Source organism: Microbacterium sp. Gd 4-13, from assembly GCF_003095395.1.
GTDB lineage: Bacteria > Actinomycetota > Actinomycetes > Actinomycetales > Microbacteriaceae > Microbacterium.
The window spans coordinates 106,920-129,619 of sequence record NZ_QEIJ01000006.1 but is presented as its reverse complement, the minus strand read 5'-3'; the positions used below and the strand labels follow the sequence as shown (position 1 = coordinate 129,619).

The window sequence follows — 22,700 nt, the reverse complement described above, 5'->3', positions numbered from 1 at the left end:
GCTGCGCGGTCGGGCGGTGGGGTGTCAAGCGACGCCGAAGGCGTCCAGGGCGAACTGCTTGTTGCCCCAGAGTTGCGGGTCGTCGACGTTCTCCTTGGTGACGACCGGGGTCGGCAGCAGGTCGACGAGGTTGCCGTTGCGCTCTTCGATGACGCTGCCGTGGTCGGTCTCACCGGGTGCGAAGGTCTCGCCCTCGATGGCGCGCGTGAGGTAGTCGGCCCCGTAATCGATGTAGTCGGTCATCGGCTGGGCGATGGCCGCGTCGAGCCATCCGTCGCGGATCGCGGTCATGGCCATGGGGCTCGCGTCGACCGACACCTGCACGATGTGACCGGCCTCGCCGACGGGGATGAGCTTGCCGATCGACTGGAGGGTGTCGAGGATCGTCGGGAAGAAGGTCGCGTCGCTCTGGTTGTAGATGCCGGCGACGTTCGAGTACTGGTTCAGCGCGGTCTCGATGCCGGTCGCGGCCTTGGCCGGGTCCCACTCGGTGGCGACGTTCACGAGCTGCACGTCGGGGTAGTTCTCTTTCATGCAGTCGTTGAACCCGTTGGTGCGGTCGCGACCGTTGGAGGTGACCGGGTCGCCGTCGAGGGTGATCACGGCCGAACCCGCGGCGACGCGCGAGCCCATCTCCTCGCAGGCCAGAGCGCCCATGTTGACGTTGTCGGCGCGGACGATCATCGCGATGTTGCCCGAGGCGGGCGCCTCGTCGATCGCGACGATCGGAACTCCCGCGTCGTTCGCGTACTCGATCGCGGGCACGATCGCGTCAGCGTCACCCACCGAGATGACGAGGCCCTTGGCGCCCTTGTTGATGAGCGTCTGGATGTCGGTGATCTGCTGCGCAGCATCGCGGTCGGCGTTCGTCGCGGGGATGGTGGCGTAGCCGAGCTCGGCGAAGCGCTCCATCGAGCCGACGTTCTCGGCGTTCTGGAACGGATCGGTGTGCGGCTGCGAGTAGCTCAGCGGCGTGGACGCCGGATCGCCGCTGTCGGTGCCGGTGCCGGCGGTGTCGCCGGAGCACCCGGCGAGCAGGAGGGCGCCGGCTCCGAGGAGTGCGACACCGGTGATCATTGAAGTTCGCATGCGACTTCCTCTCTGAAGTGCGGGACAGGTGACGGCTGCTGCCGACGTCATTCTGAACGTATCGTACGTCTTGTACGTACAGAATGTACAGCTAACGCCACGGAATGCAAACCGTGGACTCCCGACCGCTCGGGTGCGGAGGGATCGTGCTTGTCTGTACAGTCGGACGACAACGTACCGATAGATCATTCTCGGCCCGTTCATCGATGCAAAGGAGTGTGGTCGTGTCCCAGATCATCGAGCGCACCTCTCCGGTGCCGTACTACGAGCAGCTTTTCGAGATCCTGCGCGCCCGCATCGTCGCGGGAGAGGTGCCCACTGACGAGCGGCTCCCCAGCGAGCTCGAGCTCTGCCGCGAATTCGGCCTCTCGCGCGCGACCGTGCGGCAGACGCTGTCCAAGCTCGAGTCCGACGGCTTCGCCCGTCGAGTGCCCCGACGCGGCGTGTTCGCCACGTCCCCGGAAGCCCCCTCCGGGTGGACGGTGCAGGAGGGGTTCCTCGAGTCCCAGATCCGGCACGGCCGCACCGGCATCGAGACCGAGGTCACCGACGCGGGCTTCGTCACCCCGCCCGATCACGTGGCCGAGGCGCTCCGGGTCGCCTCCGACGACCGCGTGTTCGCGATCGAACGCGTGCGATCTCTCAACGGTCGCGTGGCCATGTTCAGCACGAACTGGTTCCCCGATGCCGTCGGCCGCACCATGTCGACCGCCGACGCCGTGCTCGACGGCACCGGGTCGGTCAACGAAAGACTCCGCGAAGCCGGATTCGTCACGAGCGGCGCGCGGCGGCTCATCCACGCCACCCTGCCCCCCGCGGTCGTGGCGCAGCACCTGCGCATCGACACCGACCAGCCCGTCCTCCGCGTGCGGTCGCTTTCGTGGGACCACAGCGACACGCGTTTCGACTACTACGAGACCTGGGTGCTCACCGACGTCATCCCGCTCGAGGTCAGCGTGGCGGCGAGCTGACGCTCACCCGAGCATGGACGCGGTGAACCCGCCGAGAGAGACGACCGCATCGGGTCGCCACCCGCGCGCCGTCGCCGCCAGCAGGGCAGCGCCGACCGCCGTCACCTCCGGCTCCAGGATGGGCGCCGCCCGCAGGCCGTGCACGGCGGACTTGATCTCGATCCACCCCGGCGAGCGCACCCACCCGCCCGCCAGACGCACCTCGCCTCGGCTGGGCATCCCCGCCGACACAGCGTCGACCGCGTCGCGTCCGGCCACGGCGAGCGCACCGAGAACGGCCGACGCGCGCGCACGCGGATCACGGGGAGCATCCGATGAGTACGAGGGCGCGCCCCCGCCCCTCTCCCCCGGCACGAAATAGCCCGAGTCCCACAGCGGCAAGGGCTCGGCCGCGCCCTCGAGCAGCGCGCGCACCTGTGCGGCCACGCCCGCGTCCTGGGACGCCCACTGCACGTTGCGGGCGAGTTCCTCCACTCGCAGGAGCGTCAGCCCGTCGGAGCGTATGCCGGGGGCGACGTCGACGTGCTCGCCGCGCGCAACCGGCATCCCGGGAACCTGCGCGACGACCACCTCGGCGGTTCCCATCGAGTCGAGGATCGCGCCGGGCACGACCTGCTGCACGCCCCACCCCGCGATCGGATGATCGTGACCGCCCGCGACCGTGATCGCGTCGGCGGCGATGACACCCGCGGCACGAAGGGTCGAGGACTGCAGGGGGCCGACGATCTCACCGGTCGCGACGACCGGGGGGAGCAGCTCGGGCGACCCGAGGGTGGCGGTGACACGGTCGAACGCCCACACCCGGTCGCTTGATCGCCACGCCGCGGTGCGGGAGGCGAGGGTGTCGCTGAAGAACGGTCGTGCGGCCCACCGGCACGCGGCGAGGTCGGTCAACGCGAGCCACGAACGCGCACGACCCGCGGTCTCGTGGGCTCGCGCCCACGCCCACCCGACGACCGTGCGCACGGGGTCGGTCTCGGAATCGAACGTCTCGTCGTCGACCAGCTGCGGCCGGAGCGCCCGGAAGAGGTCTTGGCGGCGCGGATCGAACCACGTCAGCGCAGGCGTGAGCACGCCGAGCCTCTCGTCGACGAGAACGCCGTCCTCGCCGACTCCCGCGACGCAGATCGCGTGCACCTCGAAGATGTCCCCGCAGACCTCGACCACCATCTCTTCGACGGCGTCGAAGAGACGGTCGACCTTCACCGACAGATCGACGGCATCGCGCGGTGTCGGACGACTGGCACGAGCGACGACCACGCCCGACTCGTCGATGGCGACGACCTTGGAATTGGTGCTCCCGACATCGACACCGCAGGCGACGGGCACGCGCGAACTGGCAGACACGTGACCACTCCTCCCCGGGGCGCCTCGCGGGCGACCTGCCGAAGACGCCGACCGGGCAGTGGCCGCGCCTCGTCCACGACCATAACCGCCCTCGCGACCCGGGGCCGCCCGCGACGGTCAGGAGGGGACGACGAGCGCGGGGTCGAGGTAACCGAGCGCGCGCTGCGCCTCGACGTGCTGCCTCGCGATCTGCGGCTCGAGCGCCACGCGAGGCAGCTCCGTGGCGGCCAGCGGCCACGACGGGAACGCGCCGTCGAGGACCGCCGCGGCCTGCATGGCGGCGCCCTTCGTGACGTACTCGTCGAACTCCGGCACGACGATCGGCAGGTCGACCATCTGAGCGAGCACGCGTTGCACGGCGTGGTTCTTCGCCGCCCCGCCGATCAGCAGCATCCGTGTCGTCGACACCCCGCAGACGTGCAGCGCGTCGAGCATGGCGACCTGGCTCGCGAGGGTCCCCTCCACGACGGCGCGAGCGAAATTCGCGCGGGTGAGGTTCGTGAGCGTCGCCCCCTGGAGCGACCCGCGGGCGTGCGGCAGGTCGGGGGTGCGTTCGCCCTCGAAGTAGGGCAGCAGCGCGAGCCCGCCGGCGCCGGCGGGCGCCTCCAGCGCGAGGTCGGACAGCTCGGCGTACGTGCATCCGAGAAGGCTCGCCCCCAGGTGCAGATTGCGTGCGGCGTTGAGCGTCGCGACCAACGGCAGGTGCGCGCCCGTCGCGTCGGCATAGCTGCACACGTACCCGGAGTAGTCGTGCACGGGCGCGGGCGTGCGGGCGTAGACGACGCCCGAGGTGCCGAGGCTCAGCACGGCGTCGCCGTCGGCGAGTCCGAGCGCCAGTGCCGCGGCCGCGTTGTCGCCGCTGCCCACACCGATCGGTATGCCGGCCGGCACACCGGGGATCCCCGCCCCGGTCATCCCCGCTCGACCGAGGGGCCCGAGCACCTCCGGCAGGATCGCCGACGCCCCGAAGGCGTGTGCGAACAGGTCGGGAGTGTAGGCCTCGTCCTGGCCCGACCAGTAACCGGTCCCGGATGCTTCGGATCGATCCGTCGTCAAGCGGTCGACGCCGCCCGTGCCCGGCCCGTATCCGCGGAGGCGCCAGGTCAGCCAGTCGTGCACGACCGCGACGGCGGCGGTGCGTCGAGCGGCGTCCGGATCGGTGTCGCGCAGCCACCGCGCTTTGACCACTGTGTCGGAGAGCGTGAGCGGCAGCCCCGTGCGACGGATCCACTCCTCCCGCCCGAGCTCGGCGTTGAGCGCCACCATCTGAGGGTGCGACCCGGTGTCGTTCCACAGCGGCGACCTCGCAACGACCGCCCCCGACGTGTCGAGGAAGATGGGCGTGTGCTGCTGGCCGCTCACCGAGACGGCTGCGACGTCGTCCAGTCCACCTGCCGCGCGTACGGCCTCCAACAACGCCGCCCACCAGACCTCCGGGTCGACGACGGTCGCGTCGGGATGGGCGGCCTTGCCCTCGCGCACCCGCGCGCCGGTCGCGAGATCGCGCACCGTGACCTTGCACGCCTGCGTGGACGAATCGATTCCGGCGACGAGCGTCATCGCTTCTCCCCCTGGTCTTCGTGGGCGGTGCCGTGGATCAGCCGACGGCTCACCACGGCATGGCCTTCATGTGCTCCCAGCGCGGGCCGACCGACGTGGCCCAGGCAGCGACGCGCTCGGCGTTCGCGGGATCGACCTCGACCTCGCGCGGCTCGCTGCGCGCCCACGAAACGACCTCTCCCGACGCGAGGGCCTGTGCCCCGCGCGAGACCACCTCGGGAAAGCGCGAGACACTCAGAGGCACACCCAGCAGATCGGCCTTCAGCTGCAGCCAGAGCGGATTCACGGCGGCCGGTCCGATGACCTTCACCCGCTCGACGGGGTGCTCGAACAGACCGAGCACGTCGCGGAACTGAAGGGCCATGCCCAAGAAGCAGCCGAGCACGATGTCGGCGGTGGTGGTATCGCTGCGCACCCCGGCGATGACGCCCCGCGCGGCGGCGTTCTTGTCGGGCGGCGGGCTCCCGCGGAACTGCGGCAGCACGACGGGCACGGTGTCGAGGTCGATCGCACCACGGGCATAGCGCCGGGCGAGGTCGTCGACGCAGGCGGTGAGCTCGCCCGCAGTGAGCGAGAGCATGCCCTGCAGCGTCGCGAACGCCGACCCGCCCGTGGGGATCGAGGCGAACAGGGTGAACCCCTCCCCGCCACAGTCGATGCCGTTCGCCAGCTTCGCCGCGGCGGCGGTCTCGTCGAGCCTCGGGCTCTGACCGACGAAGAGCAGGCCCTCGGTCGTTCCAGTGGAGTTGAGCAGTTCGCCCGGCTGCAGGTCGGCACCCGCGCCGCCGACCATGTGATCGTGGCCGGCGACGTGCACCGTCACGTCATATCCGAGACCCAGCCGTCGTGCGGCATCCGCGGTGATCGCAGACCCGTCGACGGCGGCCCTCAGTGACGGGAACAGCGACGTGTCGAGACCCACGAGGCCGACGATCTCGGCCGACCACAGGCGTTCGCCGAGGTCGAGTGCCATCGTGCGGCTCGCCAGCGAGTACTCCGACCACCGATCCCCGGTCAACGTCCCGGCGAGGTACTCCGCCACGTTGAGCCACTGCGCATCGCCGACGTCGTCGGCGTGGGCGACGGCCCACGCGACCTTCGACAGGCCGTAGTTGGCGTTGATCGGAAGCCCCGTCACCTCGTAGACACGACGACGCTCGCGCGCGCCGAGTCGGGCGAGGTAGTCCGAGCCACGATGGTCGTGCCAGAGGATCATCGGCGACGCCATCGACATGTCGCCGCGCACGAGACCCCCCGATTCCCCGACGCCGGTGATGGCGATACGGCGGACTGTCGCCCGTTCGTCCGCGCCGAGGGAGAGGACGAACCGTTCGATCCCCGCCGTCAGCTCGGCGAGGTCGTAGACCTCCCCCCAGCGGTCGCTCGTCGTCGGCGTCGCCAAGCGGGAGGTGGCTCGAGGGTCGCCGGCCGCGTCGAACAGGCAGAGCTTGACGCTGGTCGTTCCGACGTCGACGGTGATCGTGGGAAGCATGGGGCCCGACCGCTCAGGCCACGGAGGGATTCAGCATCCGGATGCGTCGCTCCACCACGTCGGAGATCGCCGAGACCGCCTGCGTGGAGACGCGGATCAACGACACCTCCTTCGGGTTCGCGGCATAGGCCTCGCCGAAGGCGCGGATCATGGCGTTGCGCAGGTCGCTGGCGACATTCACCTTCACGACGCCGAACTCGTGCAACCGAGCGAGCTGCTCCGGCGGGAGGCCCGAACCGCCGTGGACCACGAGCGGCACCGAGCTTGCCGCGCGCACCCGCCCGAGCAGGTCGAAGTCGATGGCTGCCGCCGGGGAGTATCCGTGCACGTTGCCCACGGATACCGCGAGCATGTCGGGGCGTACCGACGTGACGAACCCCTCGACCTGAGAGGGGTCGGTGCTCAACTCCACCTCCGGACCGTGGTCGTCTTCCTTGCCGCCGATGCTGCCGAGCTCCGCTTCGAGGGCGAGGTCGTTCGGGGTCATCTCTCGCGCGATGGACGAGATTCGTACGTTCTCGTCGTACGGCTCCTCGGAGGCGTCGATCATGATCGACGTGAAATCGGCGGCCAGGGCGTCTTCGACGGCGCCGAGGGACTTGCCGTGGTCGAGGTGCAGTGCGACGGGAACGCGGGTGCCGGCGAGCCGGCGGCTGACCATGTCGTAGATGTACTCGAAGCCCGAGAGTGCCGCGTTGGTCGGAGCGACCTGGATGAACGTCGGCACCCCGACCTTCTCGATCGCATCGACGATCCCCATCGTCGTCTCGATGTTCGTGGTGTTGAAGGCACCCGCGACGAGCCCGCGCGCAGTGCATTCCTGGATGACGTCGAGGCCGCTGACCAGTGGCATAGGGGGTCCTTTCGAAGAGACAGCGTCACTCTAACCTGAACAGTACAGATCGTCCAGTCTGTACGTACAACCTCCCCGGGCGCTCGTGCCCGCATACCCCGTGCGCGGCTGCGCGTCCAGGCTCCGGGCCTGCTCCATGCATCCGCCTAACCTGGCTGGACCGTCGGAAAGGACGCCCGTGCTCACCGGACTCGTCACCTCGCTCACCCTCTTCACCGCTCTGCTGTCGGGGGCTCTCGCCGACGGCACGCCCGAGACGCCCGCCGACGGCGCCGCCGGCGTCGTCTATGTCTTCGTCGCCATCGCGGGACTGATCGCCGTGGCTGCGGTCGGCGGGATCGCCTTCGTGCTCCTCCGCGGGCGTCGCGGGCGCAAGCGGCGCTGAGTCCACACCTCTGCGCGCCGCTCACCACCGAACGGCAGCATCAGCGCGTGGACTCGCGCAGCATCGTGGGGATTCGATCCCGCGCGAGCCTCGCCTAGGGTCGGAGACATGACCGCGCGCATCTCGCTCCTCGGCCGGTTCGTCCTCGCGCTGCTGATCGCGGTCGCGGCGGTTCTCCTGCCGGCCGCGGCGGCCACGGCCGACGTCGACGACTTCGCGTTCGACTCGTTCCATGCCGACATGCTGCTCACACGCGCCGCCGACGGGCATGCCGAGCTCTCGGTCACCGAGACGCTCGTGGCCCGCTTCCCCGACAGTGATCAGAACCGCGGCATCGTGCGCGCGATCCCCGACGACGACGACGGCGTACCGCTGCACACGACCGTCACCTCGGTGACGTCGGGTGGCGGCGAGCCCCTCCCCTACGAGGTGAGCGAACGCGGCGGTTTCATCGAGGTCGCGACCGGCGACGACTCCTACGTGCGCGGAATGCAGACCTACGTCATCTCGTACACGCAGCGCGACACGATCCGCGCATTCGCCGACACCGACGCCGACGAGTTCTACCGGGACCTGAACGGCACGGGGTGGGAGCAACCCTTCGGCGAGGTCAGCGCCTACATCGTCATCGACCCCTCGCTGTCCGATGCGCTCACGGGGAACACCGCCTGCTACGTCGGCGCCGAAGGCTCGAGCGACACCTGCGAGATCGTCGAGCGCGAGACGGCACAGGGCGAGCCGAGGGAGTTCTTCCCGCAGGCGTTCGACCTCGAGCCCCGTGAGAACGTGACGGTCGCCATCGGCTTCGCGCCGGGCACCTTCGTTCCCGGCGAGGTCGAGCGCAGCGCGGTGCAGGACTTCGCCACCGACGCGGCCCCCGCGTTCCAGGCCGGGGCCGTCGCCGCGATCGCGGCGAGCATCGCGGCGGCGACCGCGGCCCTCCTCGCCCGACGCCGCAGCCGCGACGCGGAGGGACGCGGCATCATCGTGGCCGAGTACGACCCGCCGCGCGAGGTCTCGGTCGTGCAGGCCGCACACCTCGTCGCGCGCCCCGCCGCAGCCGTGCCCGCCGCGATCGTCGATCTCGCCGTCACCGGTCATGCACGCGTCATCGCGCACGACGATGCGGCCTCCGACGTGTCGCTCGAATACCTCGCCCCGAGCCCCGACGATCCGGCCCGCCAGCGCACGCTCGACGCGGTGTTCGGACTCGCCCCCGAGCCCGGCCGACGTCTGCGGCTGAAGGGCGCCGACGCGCAGATCGCGTCGCGTTTCACCAGCCTCTCGGCCTCGGCCGTCGGCGAACTCCACGCGGCCGGCTTCACGCAGAAGCAGTCGCATCGGCTGCCCGGTGCGGCCTTCACCGTGGCTCTCATCGCGTTCGCCGTTGCCGTCGTCTGCGCCGTGTTCGCCGCGATGGGCGACGCCCCGCGCTGGGTGCCGGGGGCCGCCGTCGCCGTCGCGATCCTCGCCGGGATCGTCACGGTCACCATGTGGCGCACCCGCGACCGCATCACCGAGCTCGGCGCGCCCGTCCGCGACCATCTCATCGGCCTGCGCGACTACCTGCAGTTGGCCGAGGCCGATCGCATCCGCATGCTCCAGAGCCCCGAAGGGGCCGAGCGCACGGGGCCGGAGGCGGCCGAGGTGCTGCACCTCTACGAGCGCCTCCTCCCCTACGCGATCATCTGGGGCATCGAGAAGGAGTGGGCGGGTGTGCTCGCGGCGCAGGCCGAGCAGACGGATGCGTCGATCGACTGGTACCGCGGAACCCAGGCGTTCTCCTCCGCCCAGCTGGTGGCCCTGATGACGGCGTCGCGGACGGCGGCGAGCCCGCCTGCGCCGGCGTGGGACTCCAGCGGCGGGAGCAGTTTCTCCGGGGGCTCCATGGGAGGCGGGTTCTCGGGCGGCGGCGCCGGGGGCGGCGGAGGCGGAGGCCGGTAGCGTCCGCGTCACACACGCGTCACGTGCGCCCCCTATGCTTCGAGCATGTCTGCCCGAAGACGTACTCGCCGCCGCTTCTCGTCCACCCGCCCCCCGCACCGCCAGCCGGTGTGGCTCATCGTCGGGGCGGTGATCGTCGCGCTCGGAACCGTCCTGCTGGTCGCCGCGGCCCTGCTGACCCGATAACCGGTTAGGGATACCCCGGTATCGACACGACGATCGCCCTCGCTACGGTGGGTGGCATGGAGTTCCTGTCGTGATCGAAGCCCATTCCCTGACCAAGCGCTACGGCGCGAAGACCGCCGTCGACACCATCGACTTCACCGTCCGTCCGGGACACGTCACCGGATTCCTCGGACCCAACGGTGCGGGAAAGTCCACCACGATGCGCATGATCGTGGGCCTGGACCGCCCCACGAACGGGTCGGTGACGGTGAACGGCAAGCCCTACGCCGAGCACCGCGCGCCGCTTCACCAGGTCGGCGCGCTGCTCGACGCCAAGGCGGTCCACACCGGCCGCAGCGCACGCAACCACCTGCTGGCCATCGCCGCCACCCACCGGATCGGCGCGAAGCGCGTCGACGAGGTCATCGGCCTCACCGGACTCGAGTCCGTCGCCCGCAAGCGGGTCGGCGGGTTCTCGCTCGGCATGGGCCAGCGCCTCGGTCTCGCCGTGGCGCTGCTCGGCGACCCTGCCACCCTGATCCTCGACGAACCGGTCAACGGCCTCGACCCCGAGGGCGTGGCGTGGGTGCGTCAGTTCGTTCCTGTCCTCGCACCTCATGAGCGAGATGGCCCAGACGGCCGACCACATCATCGTGCTCGGGCGCGGACGGATCGTGGCCGACGCCCCCGTCAACGAGATCCTTGCCAACGCCTCGGGCGGGTCGGTCAAGGTGCGTACCCCTCAGATCGCGCGGCTCGGCCCGCTCCTCGAGAGCGAAGGCGCCGCCGCGACGGCGACCGCACCCGACCTGCTGTCTGTCACGGGCATCGCCGCGCAGCGCGTCGGCGAGATCGCCGCGAGCGCGGGTGTGGTGCTCTACGAGCTCACGCCGCTGACCGGCTCGCTCGAGGACGCTTACATGGAGCTGACTCGCGACAGCATCGAGTACGCCACCGCCGACTACGACACCCCCACGACCGCGGAGGCGAACCGATGAGCACCTCGACCCCCACCCCCGTGTTCACCCCCACCGGGCGCGACCTCAGCTTCGGCGGAGCCGTGGCGTCGGAGTGGATCAAATTCCGCAGCATCCGCTCGACCTGGTGGTGCTACGCGATCCTGCTCGTCCTGACGGTCGGCTTCACTCTGCTGCTCGCCTCATCGCTCAGTGTCGACCCCGCGCCCACCGGCGATTCGGCGCAGGCGCTGTCCGTGCAGGCGGTGACCATCAGCACGACCTTCGGTGCGCTCGTCGTCAGCGTGCTCGGTGTGCTGATCATCTCGGGCGAGTACGGCACCGGCATGATCCGTTCCACGCTCACGGCCGTGCCGAAGCGGACGCCCGCGCTCCTGGCGAAGGCCCTCGTGTTCGCCGTCGCGACGTTCGTCGTCGCCGTGATCTCGTTCGGCATCTCGATCGTCGTCGCCGTGGCGCTGCTGTCGGGCAAGGGACTCGATACCGACCTCGCAGACCCGCAGTACTGGCTCTCCATCCTCGGCGGCGTCGGCTATCTCGTGCTCGTCGGGCTGATCGCGTTCTCGCTCGGCGCGATCATCCGCAACACGGCGGGCAGCGTCGCCGTGGCGCTCGGCCTCGTGCTCGCCGCCCCGATCGTGCTGAACATCGTGGGCGTGCTCACCCAGCTGGTGTGGATGCAGAACCTCGAGAAGATCCTGCCGTCGTCGGCGGGAAGCGCCCTCGCGGCCTACCCCGTCGAATCGCCGGGCGCCCCCACCACGGAGGGACTCTGGACCATCGAGCCCTGGGCCGGCGGGCTGATCCTCGTCGCGTGGGTCGTCGTGCTGTTCTCCACGGCGATGGTGCTGCTCAAGCGCCGCGACGCGTGACGCTCGCGCTCGGGCCCCTACCATCTCGGGGGCCCGAGCGCGAACCTGTGAGCACGTACATGTGAAACGCATAGCGTTCGATGATGGACAATCCCTCAGAACGTTCAGCCCCCCGCCCCACCCCTCCCGCCAGCGCGGAGCGGTTCGACCCCGCCGTCGGAGCGACCCGCAGAGCCGCGGCCCCGACCCCCGCCCGCTCGAAGAAGCCGCGGACCATCGTCGGTCGCCAGCCCTTCTGAGCCCCGGCAGGATGCCCTAACGCACCCGCTTCGGCAACCCCGGCATGACGTCACGCCGCCCCGCTTATCGTCGAAAGTGCCGCGCGGGAGAACTCCGCGACGCACGACGACGAGGGAGCACAGCATGACCCGTTTCGGCTACACCCTGATGACCGAGCAGAGCGGTCCTCGCGAGCTCGTGCGGTACGCCGCGTCGGCCGAGGACGCCGGGTTCGACTTCCTCGTGTCGAGCGACCACTTCTCCCCGTGGCTCACGAGCCAGGGCCACGCCCCCTACGCGTGGACCGTGCTGGGCGCGGTCGCGAATGCGACGTCGAAAGTGGAGCTGATGACCTACGTCACCTGCCCCACGCTGCGCTACCACCCCGCCGTCGTCGCGCAGAAGGCCGCGACGTTGCAGATCCTCTCCGAGAACCGCTTCACGCTCGGCCTCGGTTCGGGCGAGAACCTGAACGAGCACGTCATCGGCGAAGGCTGGCCATCGGTGCAGCCTCGACAGGAGATGCTCGTCGAGGCGATCGAGATCATCCGAGCACTGCACACCGGCGACCTCGTCACCTACGACGGCGAGTACTTCCGCGTCGACTCGGCTCGCATCTGGGACGCGCCCGACGACGGCGTGCCGATCGGCGTCGCGGTCTCGGGACCGAAGTCGATCGAGAAGTTCGCCCCGCTCGGCGATCACCTCATCACGACCGAACCCGACGGCGACCTGATCTCCGCGTGGGACGACGCACGATCGGGTGAACCCGCGTCGCGCAAGATCGGCCAGATCCCGATCAGCTGGGACCCCGACAAGGATGCGGCGATCGCCCGGGCCCACGACCAGTTCCGCTGGTTCGCGGGCGGCTGGGCGGTGAACTCGGATCTTCCGACGCCGGCCGGTTTCGAGGGCGCGAGCCAGTTCGTGCGGCCCGAAGACGTCGCGGAGTCGATCGCGTGCGGCCCCGACCTCGACGCCCTCGCCGAGAGCGTGCGCCCGTTCATCGACGCCGGCTTCACCGACATCGCGATCGTGCAGGTCGGCGACGAGCAGCAGGAGCGCTTCGTCGGCGAGATCGCCGAACCGCTGCTCGAGAAGCTCCGCGCCCTCTGACGCCGGTCAGAGGAGCGACCGCGTAACCAAGACCGAGCTGCTCGTGGTCCCGCCCGACCCGCGCACGGTCAACGTGTAGAGCTGCTCCTCGTCACCACAGGCGAACGCAAGTTCGGTGTAGCCGTCGGACGAGAGCGGCACGGCGGCGGACGGCACGACCGAAGCATCCGTCGTCCCGACTCCGATCCATGCCTCATCGGCTCCGGTGGCGGTCCAGGTGAAAGCGAGGGGCACGGTTGCCGAGCGGTCGTCGGCGCACTCGGCCACGGTCGTGCTCACCGCGAAGGCGGCGATGACCGGCGCGGTGCTCTCCGCGGGCCCGGGTGCCCCCACGCTTCCCGGTGCGTCACCATCGGCCGGCGGCCCGGTGGGCGACGACGCCGGGCCGGACGGCAGAGCAGAGGATGCCGCGTCCGATCCCGCCGGCGACGAGGACGGTGTCGACGAGGACGGTGTCGACGAGGACGGTGTCGACGAGGCGGGAGCAGCTGGCGTCGAACCGTTGCCGATCGCCCACCAGGCCAGCACGACCGCGGCGACGATCAGCGCCGCGCCGCCCACATATCCCCAGACGATCCGCCGACGCACGGTCGACTCGACGGTCGCAGCGCCGGCCGGGTCGTTCGATTCGGTCATCAGGTGCTCCTCGGTCTTGGGGACGACGAGGGGGAGGACGGGATGCGACGACCCCGCCCTCCCCCTCGGTGGATCACTCGGCGGAACGCCGTGCCCGCGTGCGGGCGAGCACGAACACACCCGCGCCGAACATCATGAGCGCGACGGCCCCGGCCCACAGCGACCCCGGGTTCGACCCACCCGTGGCCGCGAGGCTCGAGTCGTTCGGCGGCACCACGACCGCCGGCGCGCCGGTGGTCGTCGGTTCCGGCGTCGGTGCCGTCGTGGGCTCCGTGGTCGGAGCCGTCGTGGGCTCCGGCGTCGGCGTCGCGGTCGGCTCGGGTTCGACGACCGGCGGTTCCACAGCACTCGCCGTCTCGGTCGCCCAGAAGATCGACCGTGCGATGTCGCTGAACGCACCGACCGGGTGGTTGCGGTACGTCGGCGACGTGCCGAACAGGAAGACCCTCTCGCCGGTGACGGGCGAGACGGCCGATACCGCGGCCGGCTGCCCGGCCGCATCGGCCTGCGATGTGCCAGCGGTCGCCCCCGCGGCCCAGTGGCCCGAGATGAACGGTTCGGCCGTGTACGTTCGCTCGACCGTCACCCCCTGGCCGAGGGCGGTGAACCACGTCGCCGGCGAGACGAATGCCGTGTCCTGCGCGTAGTCGCCGAGCACCCCGTCCGCCGGCGTGTCGATGGAGACGATGCCGTTCGAGCGGCCCGTGCCGTTCACCCCGGTGATCGGTGCGAGCCCGTAGGTCGCGACGAACGATGCCGCGCTCGCGCCCCGGCCGACGACCGCCGGTTCGGCTGCGGCCAGCAGTTGCGCCACGCGCGCCTTACCGGCGGCGCTCTGTTCCGGGTTCCACCCTCGGTCCGACACGGGGAACGACAGCGACGCGCCCACGAAGAGCACGTCGATCCCGTCCAAGGTGGCTGCGCCCGAGAGGATCGACGTCTCGTTCACCTCGACGAGGTCGGTGAACCCGAGCTTGGTGAGCGCGTCGCGGTCATCGGCGTTGCTCGCGTATCCGACGCGCACCGAACGCAGTCCGACGACACCCTCCTCGCGCAGACCCGATCCGTCGGAGGCCTCGACGTCGACCCCGTAGATGTCGGCGATGGCCTGGGCCGCAGCATCCGCCGTCGCATCGCGTCGGAAGACGACGGTGCCGTCCTCCAGCTGCGAGAGCGCGATCCCCTCGCCGAGCAGCTCGTTGATCGCCTGGTAGTCGGCGACGCCCCGCGGCTCGAACGAGAGGTACGCGCCCCCGGAAGCCAGCGAACCCGTCAGAGGCGCCTCGACGATGCGCTCGAGCGCCGTCGTCGGGGCGGGATCGGTCGTGTAACCGAGGGCCTCGACGTCGGCTCCCCACAGCAACGACAGGCTCCACGCGGAGATGTCGTACATGTCGGGCACCCGGTCGGTGATGTCGGTGCCGTCGGCGAGCAGCACGTTCGCGAGGCCGCGGACGGGCTGGTGCATGTCGACGTAATAGGACCCGGCGGGATAGGTGACGCCCTCGGCGGTGAACGGTGCCGTGGTGCGCGAGACCTCGATGCCGTTGACGAGCAGTTGCTGCACGAGCGTCTGCGCGTCGGAGTCGGAGCGCTGGCCCGCGCCCTGCGGGATGACGTAAGCGCGCGGGAAGTCGGTCGTGTAGATGTCGTTCTCGTCCCAGATGTCGGTCCACTCCGTGGGCACGCCCTCGGGGAGGTCGTCCGGCGAGACGTCCGCGGGGATCTCGACGCTCTCGGCGCCGGTGAGCCCGCGCCCGAAGATCTCGATCTGGTTCTCCAGCAGCGAGGCGCTGTTGTCCTGCACGTAGTCGGCGACGGTATCGATGACCACCTCGGCGACCTCGATGTTCACCTTCGCGCGCGCCGGCTGGTCGCCGCTGCGACCGAGCGGCAACTCGACCGTGTTGGTCACGGCACCCTGATACGCGACGTACTGCGGGGCGAAGATCGGCGGCCAGTCGTCCCATCCCGAACGCTGGTCGCGGTAGGGGATGTTGATGAAGCCGGTGTTGGTCGACGTCACTCCCCCGGTCTCGGGGTTGTAGTAGGTGTTGCCCGGGATGTTCGCCTCGGTCACGGCCTTCTCGATGTCGAGCGCGGTCGCGTAGGCGTGCGGCACGAACAAATCGTACTCGTAGTTCTCGCCGTGGGGCGGACCGCACGGCTCGACCTGCAGCACGCTGGTGTAGCCGTGCAGATCGATGAAGTACGTCGGCTGGATGATGCTGGCGAGGTCGCGGACGATGGATGCTTCCTTCGTCGCGCCGGTGATGAAGTCGCGGTTGGGGTCGTACCCGTTCACGGTGCCGCGCTGTCCGAGCGCGCGCCCGTCGGGGTTGTTGGTGACCGTGAAGTAGATGCGATGGTTGTCGAGCAGATCCTGGACGACCGGGTCGGCGCTGGTGGCGAGATCCTCGATGTAGTTCAGGGTGGCGTCGGTGCCCTCCCACTCGTTGCCGTGGATATTCGCGTTGAACCACAGCGGCACCTTGTAGCCCTCGGCGAGCGCCGCATCGGAAGCCGCCGCCGCGGGGTCGTACTTCACTTTGGTCCGCCAGGCGTCCTGCTGAGCCGTCTCGGCGGGGGTCTCACGCGACGTCACCGTCACCATGTAGATCTCGCGGCCCTGGTAAGAGGTGCCCACGACCTGCGACGACACGCGGTTGCTGCGGTCCATGAGGCGGTTCAGGAACGGCGCGATCTCGTCGTACGGCATCACACCGCGCGCGATCGACGCATCGGTGGGCAGGTCGGGGACGACGGTGAGACGGGGCTGGTACGGATACTGCGTCGGCATGTCGATCGACGACGTCGGGCGCACGATCGAGAGCGCGGGCGGGGCGACCGCCGCCGTGGCCGGCGCGAACGCCAGCATGGACGAGACGATGGCGACGACGCCACCTATGGACACGAGAGCACGGGTTCGCACGAAGCGGACTCCATTCGAAAGGGGGGAACTCGACGCACGCTCGGAGCTGAGCGCGCGAGACCACGCCGTCCGGTGGGACGCGGATCGAAGAGACAGGCGGTGCCCCCACCCTAGGAAGCGCGTGTTTCGCTCCCGTGTCGGTCGGGTGTCGGGAAGACTATGCGCGGGCTATGCGGGGATCGGACGGTCGGCGACGCGCGCGACGCGGTCGGGTTCGACCGTCACGACGAGGGACGGCGTCCGCGCGACCCCGTCGACCGCCACGACGTAGCGCCCCGGGGCGAGTCCTTCGAAAAGCACGCGCCCGGCCTGATCGGTGAGACCGTCCCGCTCGACGCGGAGGCATCCCTGCCGCGCCAGCGTGACATCGGCTTCCGCCGCGAACGCCCCGTCGTCCGCGCACAGGTGAAGCTCGACCGCGCCGGCCATCGGCACCACCACCGGAGTGACCTCGACGTCGCCGCGGCTCGGGAGCTCCACGCGCTCCTCCGAGAGCGCGTAGGGCAGCCAGTCGTGACCGAAGCGGCGGTAGACGAGCAGCTCATACCCGCCGGCCGGAGCCCGGAGGGCGAAGCGGCCCGCGCGGTCGATCTCGACCACGAGCGTGTCGCCGTCGAAGGGATCGACCGGGGTGGGCTCGTCCAACAGCGCGACGGCGTACTCGCCCACGGCACCCGAGATCACGCCCGTCACGCGTCCGGCCGCGGTCAGGACCGCGTCGACGTCCACGGTCTCCACACCGGCATCCACGATCACGCGGGCCGCATCGTCGCCCCGGCGGACGTTGGGAAACCAGGCCTCCGCGTATCCGAAGGGGGCATCGGGGAGAGCGATGTCGGAGGGGCGGAACAGCACCGCGTAGCGACCGGCAGGGACGTCGCTGATCGCGTAACCGCCGTCCGATCGCGCCGTCGCGCTGTACGCCCGACCGGTGGTCTCGTCGATCGCGACGATGTCGCCGGCAACCGGCTCGCCCCTGTTCGAGGCGAGGCGCCCGAGGATGCGGCCCGTCCCCGGCTCTGCGGCGATGGCCGCGGCCGGCGCGAAGAACGATCCCGCGACGACCGCGGAGGCGAGGAGGGCGGCAGCCCGGCGCAGCGACCCGGGCCGGTGCGAGCCGTTCGAGTGGTTCACGTGCCCGCTCCTGCTGAGGTCGATCCGCCGCCGTGGTCGGCCGCGGTCGCCGCACCGTAACAGGTGCGGATGGCGCGGAGGTGACTACTCGGTGTCGCTTTCGTGCTCGATCTCTCCGGCGGCGATCGCCTCGGCGTAGGTGCGCAGGTCGGGTCCGGGTTCGTAATCGATGAACCGGTCCTTCAGACGGGCGTTCAGCTCGGCGAACGCTTCGTCGGCCGTCGCCCCGGGGTGGGTCTTCGCGACGTCGACGACCGCTTCGCGCAGCACTCGGTTCGCGTCGTCGACGATCTTCGCCCGCGCCGGTTCGTTCCAGGAGATCTCTGAGGTCTTCATGCCGCGAGCGTACGTCGCGCGGGGTCCGCGAAAGCCGGGGTTGCGCCCGCGCTACCGACGGTGTGCGGCGGAGTCGGAGCCGATTCTCTCATCGACCCAGCCCTGGAGCTTCCAGGCCGGCACGCGGAAGACGCGGGCGATCGCCGCGACCGAGTACCGCGCCTCGATCACGGCCGCGACGGCGAACTGCGGCAGGGTGTCGAACGAGCGGCCGGCCAGCGCTCCCGTGCGCAGATCCGCGAACGTCCGCGGAGGCCGCTCGGCGGGCGCGGCCGGATCACGCGGCGATGCCGCAGCGACCGTCGGCGCCCCCGCGGGCGCGTAGCCGCGCGACGGGGACGGGGGCGCAGCATCCGCCGAGGTCTCGCCGACCGAGACGAACGAGCGCACCGGCACCCCGAGCGCATCCGCGGCCGCGAACAGCGTGAACAGCGTCGTCGCACCCTCGCCGCGCTCGAGCGCCGACAGTGCGGGGGCGGCGACGCCGGCGAGCGTGGCGAACTCCTGCAGCGACAGCCCCTGCGCCGTCCGGTGTTCATGGATGCGGCGGCCCAAGGCGGCTACGCCGACACCCGCTCGTGCCGCCCTCTCCGAGCGTCCGTGCGATGCGATCGTCCCCATACGATCCTCCCCGCCTCGGATCGTAGCGCTACCACATGAACGCCGCATCCCGAAGCCCTCCGTGGATGCCTTATCCTGGAGGAGCAAGGGGAGTACTCCCACTCGCGGCGCTGCCGTCATTACGGACTCGACATCGAGTCCCGGCACGTCGGTCCCGACCCCGGTCGTGATGGAGGAGACCTTGACGTCGTTGTAACGTCCTCTCACCCCTGGAGCTCTCCCGTGGAGATCACGCCTCTCATTTGGCTTATCACGATCGCGGTCACCATCGCGTTCTTCGTCTACGAATTCTTCGCGCACGTGCGCACACCGCATGAACCGACCGTGGGCGAGTCCGCCCGCTGGTCGGCGTTCTATATCGGGCTGGCGCTGCTGTTCGGTGTCGTCATCGGCGCGGTGTGGGGCTGGAACTTCGGCGGCGAGTACTACGCCGGATACCTCACCGAGAAGGCGCTGTCGATCGACAACCTCTTCGTGTTCCTTCTGATCATGACGGGCTTCGCGGTGCCCAAGAAGTACCAGCAGAAGGTGCTGATGGTCGGCATCGTCATCGCGCTCATCATGCGTGGCGCGTTCATCGCCGTCGGCGCGGCGCTGATCGACAACTTCTCGTGGATCTTCTACCTCTTCGGCGCCCTGCTGCTGTTCCTCGCGTACCGCCAGGCCTTCTCCCACGGTGAGAGCGACCCCGCCAACGGCAAGTTCATGAGGTTCGTTCGTCGCCACCTCGCCGTCACCGAGGAGTACCACGGAGACAAGCTCACCGTGAAGCTGGACGGCAAGCGCTTCGTCACCCCGATGCTGCTCACCATCGTCGCGATCGGTTTCATCGACCTCGTCTTCGCGGTCGACTCGATCCCCGCGATCTACGGCCTGACGAATGAGGCCTACATCGTGTTCACGGCCAACGCCTTCGCGCTCATGGGCTTGCGTCAGCTCTACTTCCTTATCGGCGGCCTGCTCGAGCGTCTCGTGTACCTCGCCCAGGGGCTGGCGGTCATCCTCGCCTTCATCGGTGTGAAGCTCGTCTTCCACGCCCTGCACGTCAACGAGCTGCCGTTCATCAACGGGGGCGAGCCGCTCCTGTGGGTGCCCGAGATCCCGATCTGGTTCTCGCTCCTGTTCATCGGCGCGACCATCGCCGTCGCCACGGTCGCGAGCCTCGCGAAGACCCGCAACGACGCCCGGAAGAAGGACCGCACCCGCATCGAGGGCGAGCCCGTCATCCACGCCGACGAGGAGTCGCAGCACTAGCCCCCGCATCCGCCTCTCGCCCGGCTCGTCCCGCCGCGAGAGGCGCGCGTCCGGCCACGGGCGGCGGAGACCTCACGAGCGGAGGACGGTTCCCCAGAAACTGGTCCTCCGCTCGTCGGTTGTCCTCCGGCGGTGACGGATGCTGCGCCGGCGCGATCAGCCGAGCGAGGCCTTCGCCTCGACCACGCGGCGGGCGGCGGCGTCGACCTTCGCCGCGAACGCATCGTCGGTCTGTGCGCGCGACAGCACCGCCGCGTACATCTCGGGGAACACCGTCGGGTCGGCCGAGACGAGCACCAGGTCCACCCCGGCCTCGATCGAGAGCAGGGCGCGGTCACCGGGTGCCCAATCGCGGATCTGGGCGGCGGCCGAGAGGTCGTCGGTCGTGACCACGCCCTCGAAACCGAGCTGTTCCCGCAGCAACCCCGTGACGACGGTGGGCGAGAAGGCGGCGGGCGCGGCGGGGTCGATCCGCGCGTAGACCGCGGTCGACATCATCACGACCGCCGGCCCCTCGGCGAGGAGATCGCCGTAGACGGCCACGTCGGCCGAATCGGCGCCGACGACGTCGTCGACGACGCCCGACCGGGTGTCGGTGTTCTGCGTCGCCCGCCCGAGACCGGGGAAGTGCTTCAGCGTCGGCATGACGCCCGAGGTGCGCATCCCGGCGGCGAAGGCTCCGGCCTTGTCGGCGACGGTCGCCCGGTCGAACCCGTACTCGCGGTTCAAGGCACCGATCGGCGGGTTCTGGGGCCCCGCTTCGGCACTCGTGACGATGTCGGCCACCGGGGCGAGGTTCATGTTCACCCCGGCCTGCGCGAGCTGGGCGCCCCAGCGGGTGGCGTCCGTCTCGAGCGTCGCGGTGTCGGAGCGCGCCTGGGTGAGGGCGGTGGGCATGCTGTCGAAGCCAGGACCCGAGAGCACCTGCACGTCGCCGCCCTCCTGGTCGGTCGCGATCCACAGCGGCGGGACGCTCTCGAGATGGGCGTCTTCGAAGGTCTTCACGAACGCGGCCGCCGCTTCGACGCCGGCCGAGGAGCGGCCGTGCAGGAAGATCCCGCCGACATGCTGCTGCGACACCGCCTCGAGGGTGATCGGATCGGGCCCACCGACCGAGGTGCCCACCATGAAGAGCTGCCCCACCCGCTGTTCGAGCGACAGGTCGGCGATCGGGTCGACGGGTGTGGGGGTGACGGTCGGGGACGCCGGTGCAGCCGTCGAGGGGGCCCTGCTCGACGACTCCGCGGTCGGCGACGGGGACGCCGCCGCGCATCCGACGAGGCCGAGGAGCGCGACGACGGCCAGGGCTGCGGGGGGAAGGATTCTCGTCACCCCTCCATCGTGGCAACCCGATCGTCTCGCGGGGCCCGGGTTGCGCGTGCGCGGGGTGCTATGCGGCGCGACGCGTCGACCACCACGCCCACGCCACCAGCACCGGCTGGAAGAACAGCCGCACGTACCGCCGACGGTCGGTGTCGAGGCCGAAGGCCGAGCGCCCCTTGCGCCACTGGTCGAGATTCCCCGGGAACACCGCGACGAAGAACGCCGCGAGAAGCGCACCGATCCGCCGGCGTTCACCGGGGAGGGCGACCAAGGCCACACCGAAGGCGACCTCGACCACTCCCGAGGCCACGACGACCGTGTCCTTGTCCAGCGGCATGCCGTCGACGAGGGCGTCGGGCACCTGCGCCTGGAAATCCTTCCTCGCCCACAGGAGGTGACTCAGTCCGGCGAAGACCATGGCGGCGGCGAGCGCCCAGCGGGCGACTGTTCTCATGCATTCGAGGGTAGTTGTCAAGGCCGGGGCGCGCGACGGCGGGCCCGCGCCACGATGGGAGCACACCCCGCAACAGGAAGGCAGAACATGGCCCGGATCATCGAGACCATCGACGTGGACGTCCCCGTTCGTGTCGCCTACAACCAGTGGACGCAGTTCGAGGAGTTCCCCGAGTTCCTCAGCTTCGTCGAGTCGATCGTGCAGACCGACGACAAGACGCAGCACTGGAAGGTGAAGGTCGGCGGCCAGGAGCGCGAGTTCGACGCCGAGATCACCGAGCAGCACCCCGACGAGCGCGTCGCGTGGAACAGCATCGCGGGCGAGGAGAACCACGCCGGCGTCGTGACCTTCCACAAGCTCAGCGACACCACCTCGCGGGTCACCGTGCAGATCGACTGGGAGCCCACCGGCCTGCTCGAGAAGGCCGGAGCCCTGGTCGGCGTCGACGACATCGCCGTCAAGCGCGACCTCGCGAACTTCAAGAAGTTCATCGAGTCGCGCGGGTCCGAGACCGGTGCGTGGCGAGGCGACGTCGAGAACTGACGCTCGCTGGAGGACGGACGGCGGTGGGAGCGATCCTGCCGCCGTTCGGCGTATCAGGCCCGGAAGTCGGGCGAGCCCAGCACGCGGTCGGGACGGATCTCGAGCACGACCCGCTCGGGATTCACACGCGGCTGGCGGTAGCGCCGCGCATACAGGTCGACGGCGTGGGCGACGGCCCCCTCATCGTCGAGCACCCTCGCGGCGCCCTCGAAGCTGATCCACCGCCGACCGTCCACCGAACAGATCGACGCGCGCCCGCGGCGCTCGGCGTTGAGGAACTTCTGCGAACCTCGCGATCCGATCACGCGCACGACGTCGTCCTCCCACGTGAAGCCCACGGGCACCGCGTGGATCCGGTCATGCCGCCCGAGGGTCGAGAGGGTGGCGAGGTGGTATTCGGAGAGGAAGGCGCGCGCGGCGGCGGTGATCATCGTCCCAGCGTGCCAGAGTGGAAGTTCTTTACTCGGCTAGTAATCA

The 22,700-nt window shown here is 70.1% G+C and carries 21 protein-coding genes and 1 pseudogene; 9 read left to right on the top strand and 13 right to left on the bottom strand.

The features are described from left to right. Positions 1 to 24: 24 nt before the first annotated feature. Positions 25 to 1,089, bottom strand: a complete 1,065-nt coding sequence (locus DEA06_RS12570; protein ID WP_165817997.1) for a sugar ABC transporter substrate-binding protein — start codon at positions 1,087 to 1,089, stop codon at positions 25 to 27. A 224-nt stretch (positions 1,090 to 1,313) separates the two neighbouring features. On the opposite strand from DEA06_RS12570, the gene DEA06_RS12565 reads away from it, so the two are divergent. Then, positions 1,314 to 2,060: a GntR family transcriptional regulator gene (locus DEA06_RS12565; RefSeq protein ID WP_165817996.1), complete on the top strand. Its 747-nt coding sequence runs from the start codon at positions 1,314 to 1,316 to the stop codon at positions 2,058 to 2,060. A 3-nt stretch (positions 2,061 to 2,063) separates the two neighbouring features. On the opposite strand, the gene DEA06_RS12560 is transcribed toward DEA06_RS12565, so the two are convergent. The 4 genes from DEA06_RS12560 to DEA06_RS12545 form a co-directional block, all read right to left on the bottom strand. Next, entirely contained in the window at positions 2,064 to 3,407 is a 1,344-nt protein-coding gene (locus DEA06_RS12560) for an FGGY family carbohydrate kinase (RefSeq protein WP_116648342.1), read from the bottom strand. A gap of 117 nt (positions 3,408 to 3,524) precedes the next feature. Beyond that, positions 3,525 to 4,967 carry an FGGY family carbohydrate kinase gene (locus tag DEA06_RS12555; RefSeq protein ID WP_116648341.1) on the bottom strand — a complete coding sequence of 481 codons (1,443 nt, stop codon included), beginning with the start codon at positions 4,965 to 4,967 and terminating at the stop codon, positions 3,525 to 3,527. A 49-nt stretch (positions 4,968 to 5,016) separates the two neighbouring features. Continuing rightward, the gene (locus DEA06_RS12550) at positions 5,017 to 6,459 is read right to left on the bottom strand and encodes an FGGY family carbohydrate kinase (protein WP_116648340.1); all 1,443 of its coding nucleotides are present in this window, start codon (positions 6,457 to 6,459) and stop codon (positions 5,017 to 5,019) included. A 13-nt stretch (positions 6,460 to 6,472) separates the two neighbouring features. Further along, on the bottom strand, positions 6,473 to 7,312 hold the full coding sequence (locus DEA06_RS12545) for a class II fructose-bisphosphate aldolase (RefSeq protein ID WP_116648339.1): 840 nt from the start codon (positions 7,310 to 7,312) through the stop codon (positions 6,473 to 6,475). A gap of 178 nt (positions 7,313 to 7,490) precedes the next feature. On the opposite strand from DEA06_RS12545, the gene DEA06_RS12540 reads away from it, so the two are divergent. The 6 genes and pseudogenes from DEA06_RS12540 to DEA06_RS12520 all read left to right on the top strand — a co-directional run bounded on the left by DEA06_RS12540 (position 7,491) and on the right by DEA06_RS12520 (position 12,990). Next, positions 7,491 to 7,697, top strand: a complete 207-nt coding sequence (locus DEA06_RS12540; protein ID WP_116648338.1) for a hypothetical protein — start codon at positions 7,491 to 7,493, stop codon at positions 7,695 to 7,697. A gap of 108 nt (positions 7,698 to 7,805) precedes the next feature. Then, positions 7,806 to 9,641, top strand: a complete 1,836-nt coding sequence (locus tag DEA06_RS12535; protein WP_116648337.1) for a DUF2207 domain-containing protein — start codon at positions 7,806 to 7,808, stop codon at positions 9,639 to 9,641. Positions 9,642 to 9,686: 45 nt separating this feature from the next. Further along, complete coding sequence (locus DEA06_RS16600) at positions 9,687 to 9,827, top strand: hypothetical protein (protein WP_165817995.1); 141 nt, start codon at positions 9,687 to 9,689, stop codon at positions 9,825 to 9,827. 70 nt (positions 9,828 to 9,897) lie between these two features. After that, positions 9,898 to 10,804 (top strand): annotated as a pseudogene (locus tag DEA06_RS12530) (ATP-binding cassette domain-containing protein). Next, positions 10,801 to 11,655: an ABC transporter permease subunit gene (locus DEA06_RS12525; protein WP_116648336.1), complete on the top strand. Its 855-nt coding sequence runs from the start codon at positions 10,801 to 10,803 to the stop codon at positions 11,653 to 11,655. The pseudogene DEA06_RS12530 and the gene DEA06_RS12525 overlap by 4 nt, the downstream one beginning before the upstream one ends. Positions 11,656 to 12,018: 363 nt before the next feature. After that, positions 12,019 to 12,990, top strand: a complete 972-nt coding sequence (locus tag DEA06_RS12520) for an LLM class F420-dependent oxidoreductase (RefSeq protein WP_116648335.1) — start codon at positions 12,019 to 12,021, stop codon at positions 12,988 to 12,990. Between the two features lie 6 nt (positions 12,991 to 12,996). Here the strand turns inward: DEA06_RS12520 and DEA06_RS16595 are convergent, their stop codons facing one another. The 5 genes from DEA06_RS16595 to DEA06_RS12495 form a co-directional block, all read right to left on the bottom strand. Then, positions 12,997 to 13,626, bottom strand: coding sequence for a hypothetical protein (locus tag DEA06_RS16595; RefSeq protein WP_165817994.1), 630 nt, complete (start codon positions 13,624 to 13,626; stop codon positions 12,997 to 12,999). A gap of 73 nt (positions 13,627 to 13,699) precedes the next feature. Next, complete coding sequence (locus DEA06_RS12510) at positions 13,700 to 16,558, bottom strand: M14 family zinc carboxypeptidase (protein WP_116648334.1); 2,859 nt, start codon at positions 16,556 to 16,558, stop codon at positions 13,700 to 13,702. Between the two features lie 168 nt (positions 16,559 to 16,726). Next, positions 16,727 to 17,692, bottom strand: coding sequence for a carboxypeptidase-like regulatory domain-containing protein (locus DEA06_RS12505; RefSeq protein ID WP_116648333.1), 966 nt, complete (start codon positions 17,690 to 17,692; stop codon positions 16,727 to 16,729). A gap of 84 nt (positions 17,693 to 17,776) precedes the next feature. Beyond that, positions 17,777 to 18,028: a hypothetical protein gene (locus tag DEA06_RS12500; protein ID WP_116648332.1), complete on the bottom strand. Its 252-nt coding sequence runs from the start codon at positions 18,026 to 18,028 to the stop codon at positions 17,777 to 17,779. 51 nt (positions 18,029 to 18,079) lie between these two features. After that, on the bottom strand, positions 18,080 to 18,649 hold the full coding sequence (locus DEA06_RS12495) for a helix-turn-helix transcriptional regulator (protein WP_165817993.1): 570 nt from the start codon (positions 18,647 to 18,649) through the stop codon (positions 18,080 to 18,082). A gap of 222 nt (positions 18,650 to 18,871) precedes the next feature. On the opposite strand from DEA06_RS12495, the gene DEA06_RS12490 reads away from it, so the two are divergent. Next, a complete protein-coding gene (locus tag DEA06_RS12490; protein ID WP_116648330.1) occupies positions 18,872 to 19,903 on the top strand; it encodes a TerC family protein in 1,032 nt (343 codons plus the stop codon). A gap of 156 nt (positions 19,904 to 20,059) precedes the next feature. Here the strand turns inward: DEA06_RS12490 and DEA06_RS12485 are convergent, their stop codons facing one another. Further along, entirely contained in the window at positions 20,060 to 21,235 is a 1,176-nt protein-coding gene (locus tag DEA06_RS12485) for a glycoside hydrolase family 3 N-terminal domain-containing protein (protein ID WP_116648329.1), read from the bottom strand. 58 nt (positions 21,236 to 21,293) lie between these two features. Continuing rightward, complete coding sequence (locus DEA06_RS12480; RefSeq protein ID WP_165817992.1) at positions 21,294 to 21,680, bottom strand: DoxX family membrane protein; 387 nt, start codon at positions 21,678 to 21,680, stop codon at positions 21,294 to 21,296. An 87-nt stretch (positions 21,681 to 21,767) separates the two neighbouring features. Between DEA06_RS12480 and DEA06_RS12475 the strand changes: the two genes are divergently transcribed. Continuing rightward, on the top strand, positions 21,768 to 22,223 hold the full coding sequence (locus DEA06_RS12475) for an SRPBCC family protein (RefSeq protein ID WP_116648327.1): 456 nt from the start codon (positions 21,768 to 21,770) through the stop codon (positions 22,221 to 22,223). Between the two features lie 53 nt (positions 22,224 to 22,276). Here the strand turns inward: DEA06_RS12475 and DEA06_RS12470 are convergent, their stop codons facing one another. Further along, positions 22,277 to 22,654: a PPOX class F420-dependent oxidoreductase gene (locus tag DEA06_RS12470; RefSeq protein ID WP_116648326.1), complete on the bottom strand. Its 378-nt coding sequence runs from the start codon at positions 22,652 to 22,654 to the stop codon at positions 22,277 to 22,279. Positions 22,655 to 22,700: the final 46 nt, after the last annotated feature.

What these genes read in the sequence shown, in the direction of transcription:
- DEA06_RS12570 (WP_165817997.1), bottom strand. Translation starts at nt 1,089, where the DNA reads ATGCGAACTTCAATGATCACCGGTGTCGCACTCCTCGGAGCCGGCGCC.
- DEA06_RS12555 (WP_116648341.1), bottom strand. Translation starts at nt 4,967, where the DNA reads ATGACGCTCGTCGCCGGAATCGATTCGTCCACGCAGGCGTGCAAGGTC.
- DEA06_RS12550 (WP_116648340.1), bottom strand. Translation starts at nt 6,459, where the DNA reads ATGCTTCCCACGATCACCGTCGACGTCGGAACGACCAGCGTCAAGCTC.
- DEA06_RS12545 (WP_116648339.1), bottom strand. Translation starts at nt 7,312, where the DNA reads ATGCCACTGGTCAGCGGCCTCGACGTCATCCAGGAATGCACTGCGCGC.
- DEA06_RS12535 (WP_116648337.1), top strand. Translation starts at nt 7,806, where the DNA reads ATGACCGCGCGCATCTCGCTCCTCGGCCGGTTCGTCCTCGCGCTGCTG.
- DEA06_RS16600 (WP_165817995.1), top strand. Translation starts at nt 9,687, where the DNA reads ATGTCTGCCCGAAGACGTACTCGCCGCCGCTTCTCGTCCACCCGCCCC.
- DEA06_RS12525 (WP_116648336.1), top strand. Translation starts at nt 10,801, where the DNA reads ATGAGCACCTCGACCCCCACCCCCGTGTTCACCCCCACCGGGCGCGAC.
- DEA06_RS12520 (WP_116648335.1), top strand. Translation starts at nt 12,019, where the DNA reads ATGACCCGTTTCGGCTACACCCTGATGACCGAGCAGAGCGGTCCTCGC.
- DEA06_RS16595 (WP_165817994.1), bottom strand. Translation starts at nt 13,626, where the DNA reads ATGACCGAATCGAACGACCCGGCCGGCGCTGCGACCGTCGAGTCGACC.
- DEA06_RS12500 (WP_116648332.1), bottom strand. Translation starts at nt 18,028, where the DNA reads ATGAAGACCTCAGAGATCTCCTGGAACGAACCGGCGCGGGCGAAGATC.
- DEA06_RS12495 (WP_165817993.1), bottom strand. Translation starts at nt 18,649, where the DNA reads ATGGGGACGATCGCATCGCACGGACGCTCGGAGAGGGCGGCACGAGCG.
- DEA06_RS12480 (WP_165817992.1), bottom strand. Translation starts at nt 21,680, where the DNA reads ATGAGAACAGTCGCCCGCTGGGCGCTCGCCGCCGCCATGGTCTTCGCC.
- DEA06_RS12475 (WP_116648327.1), top strand. Translation starts at nt 21,768, where the DNA reads ATGGCCCGGATCATCGAGACCATCGACGTGGACGTCCCCGTTCGTGTC.
- DEA06_RS12470 (WP_116648326.1), bottom strand. Translation starts at nt 22,654, where the DNA reads ATGATCACCGCCGCCGCGCGCGCCTTCCTCTCCGAATACCACCTCGCC.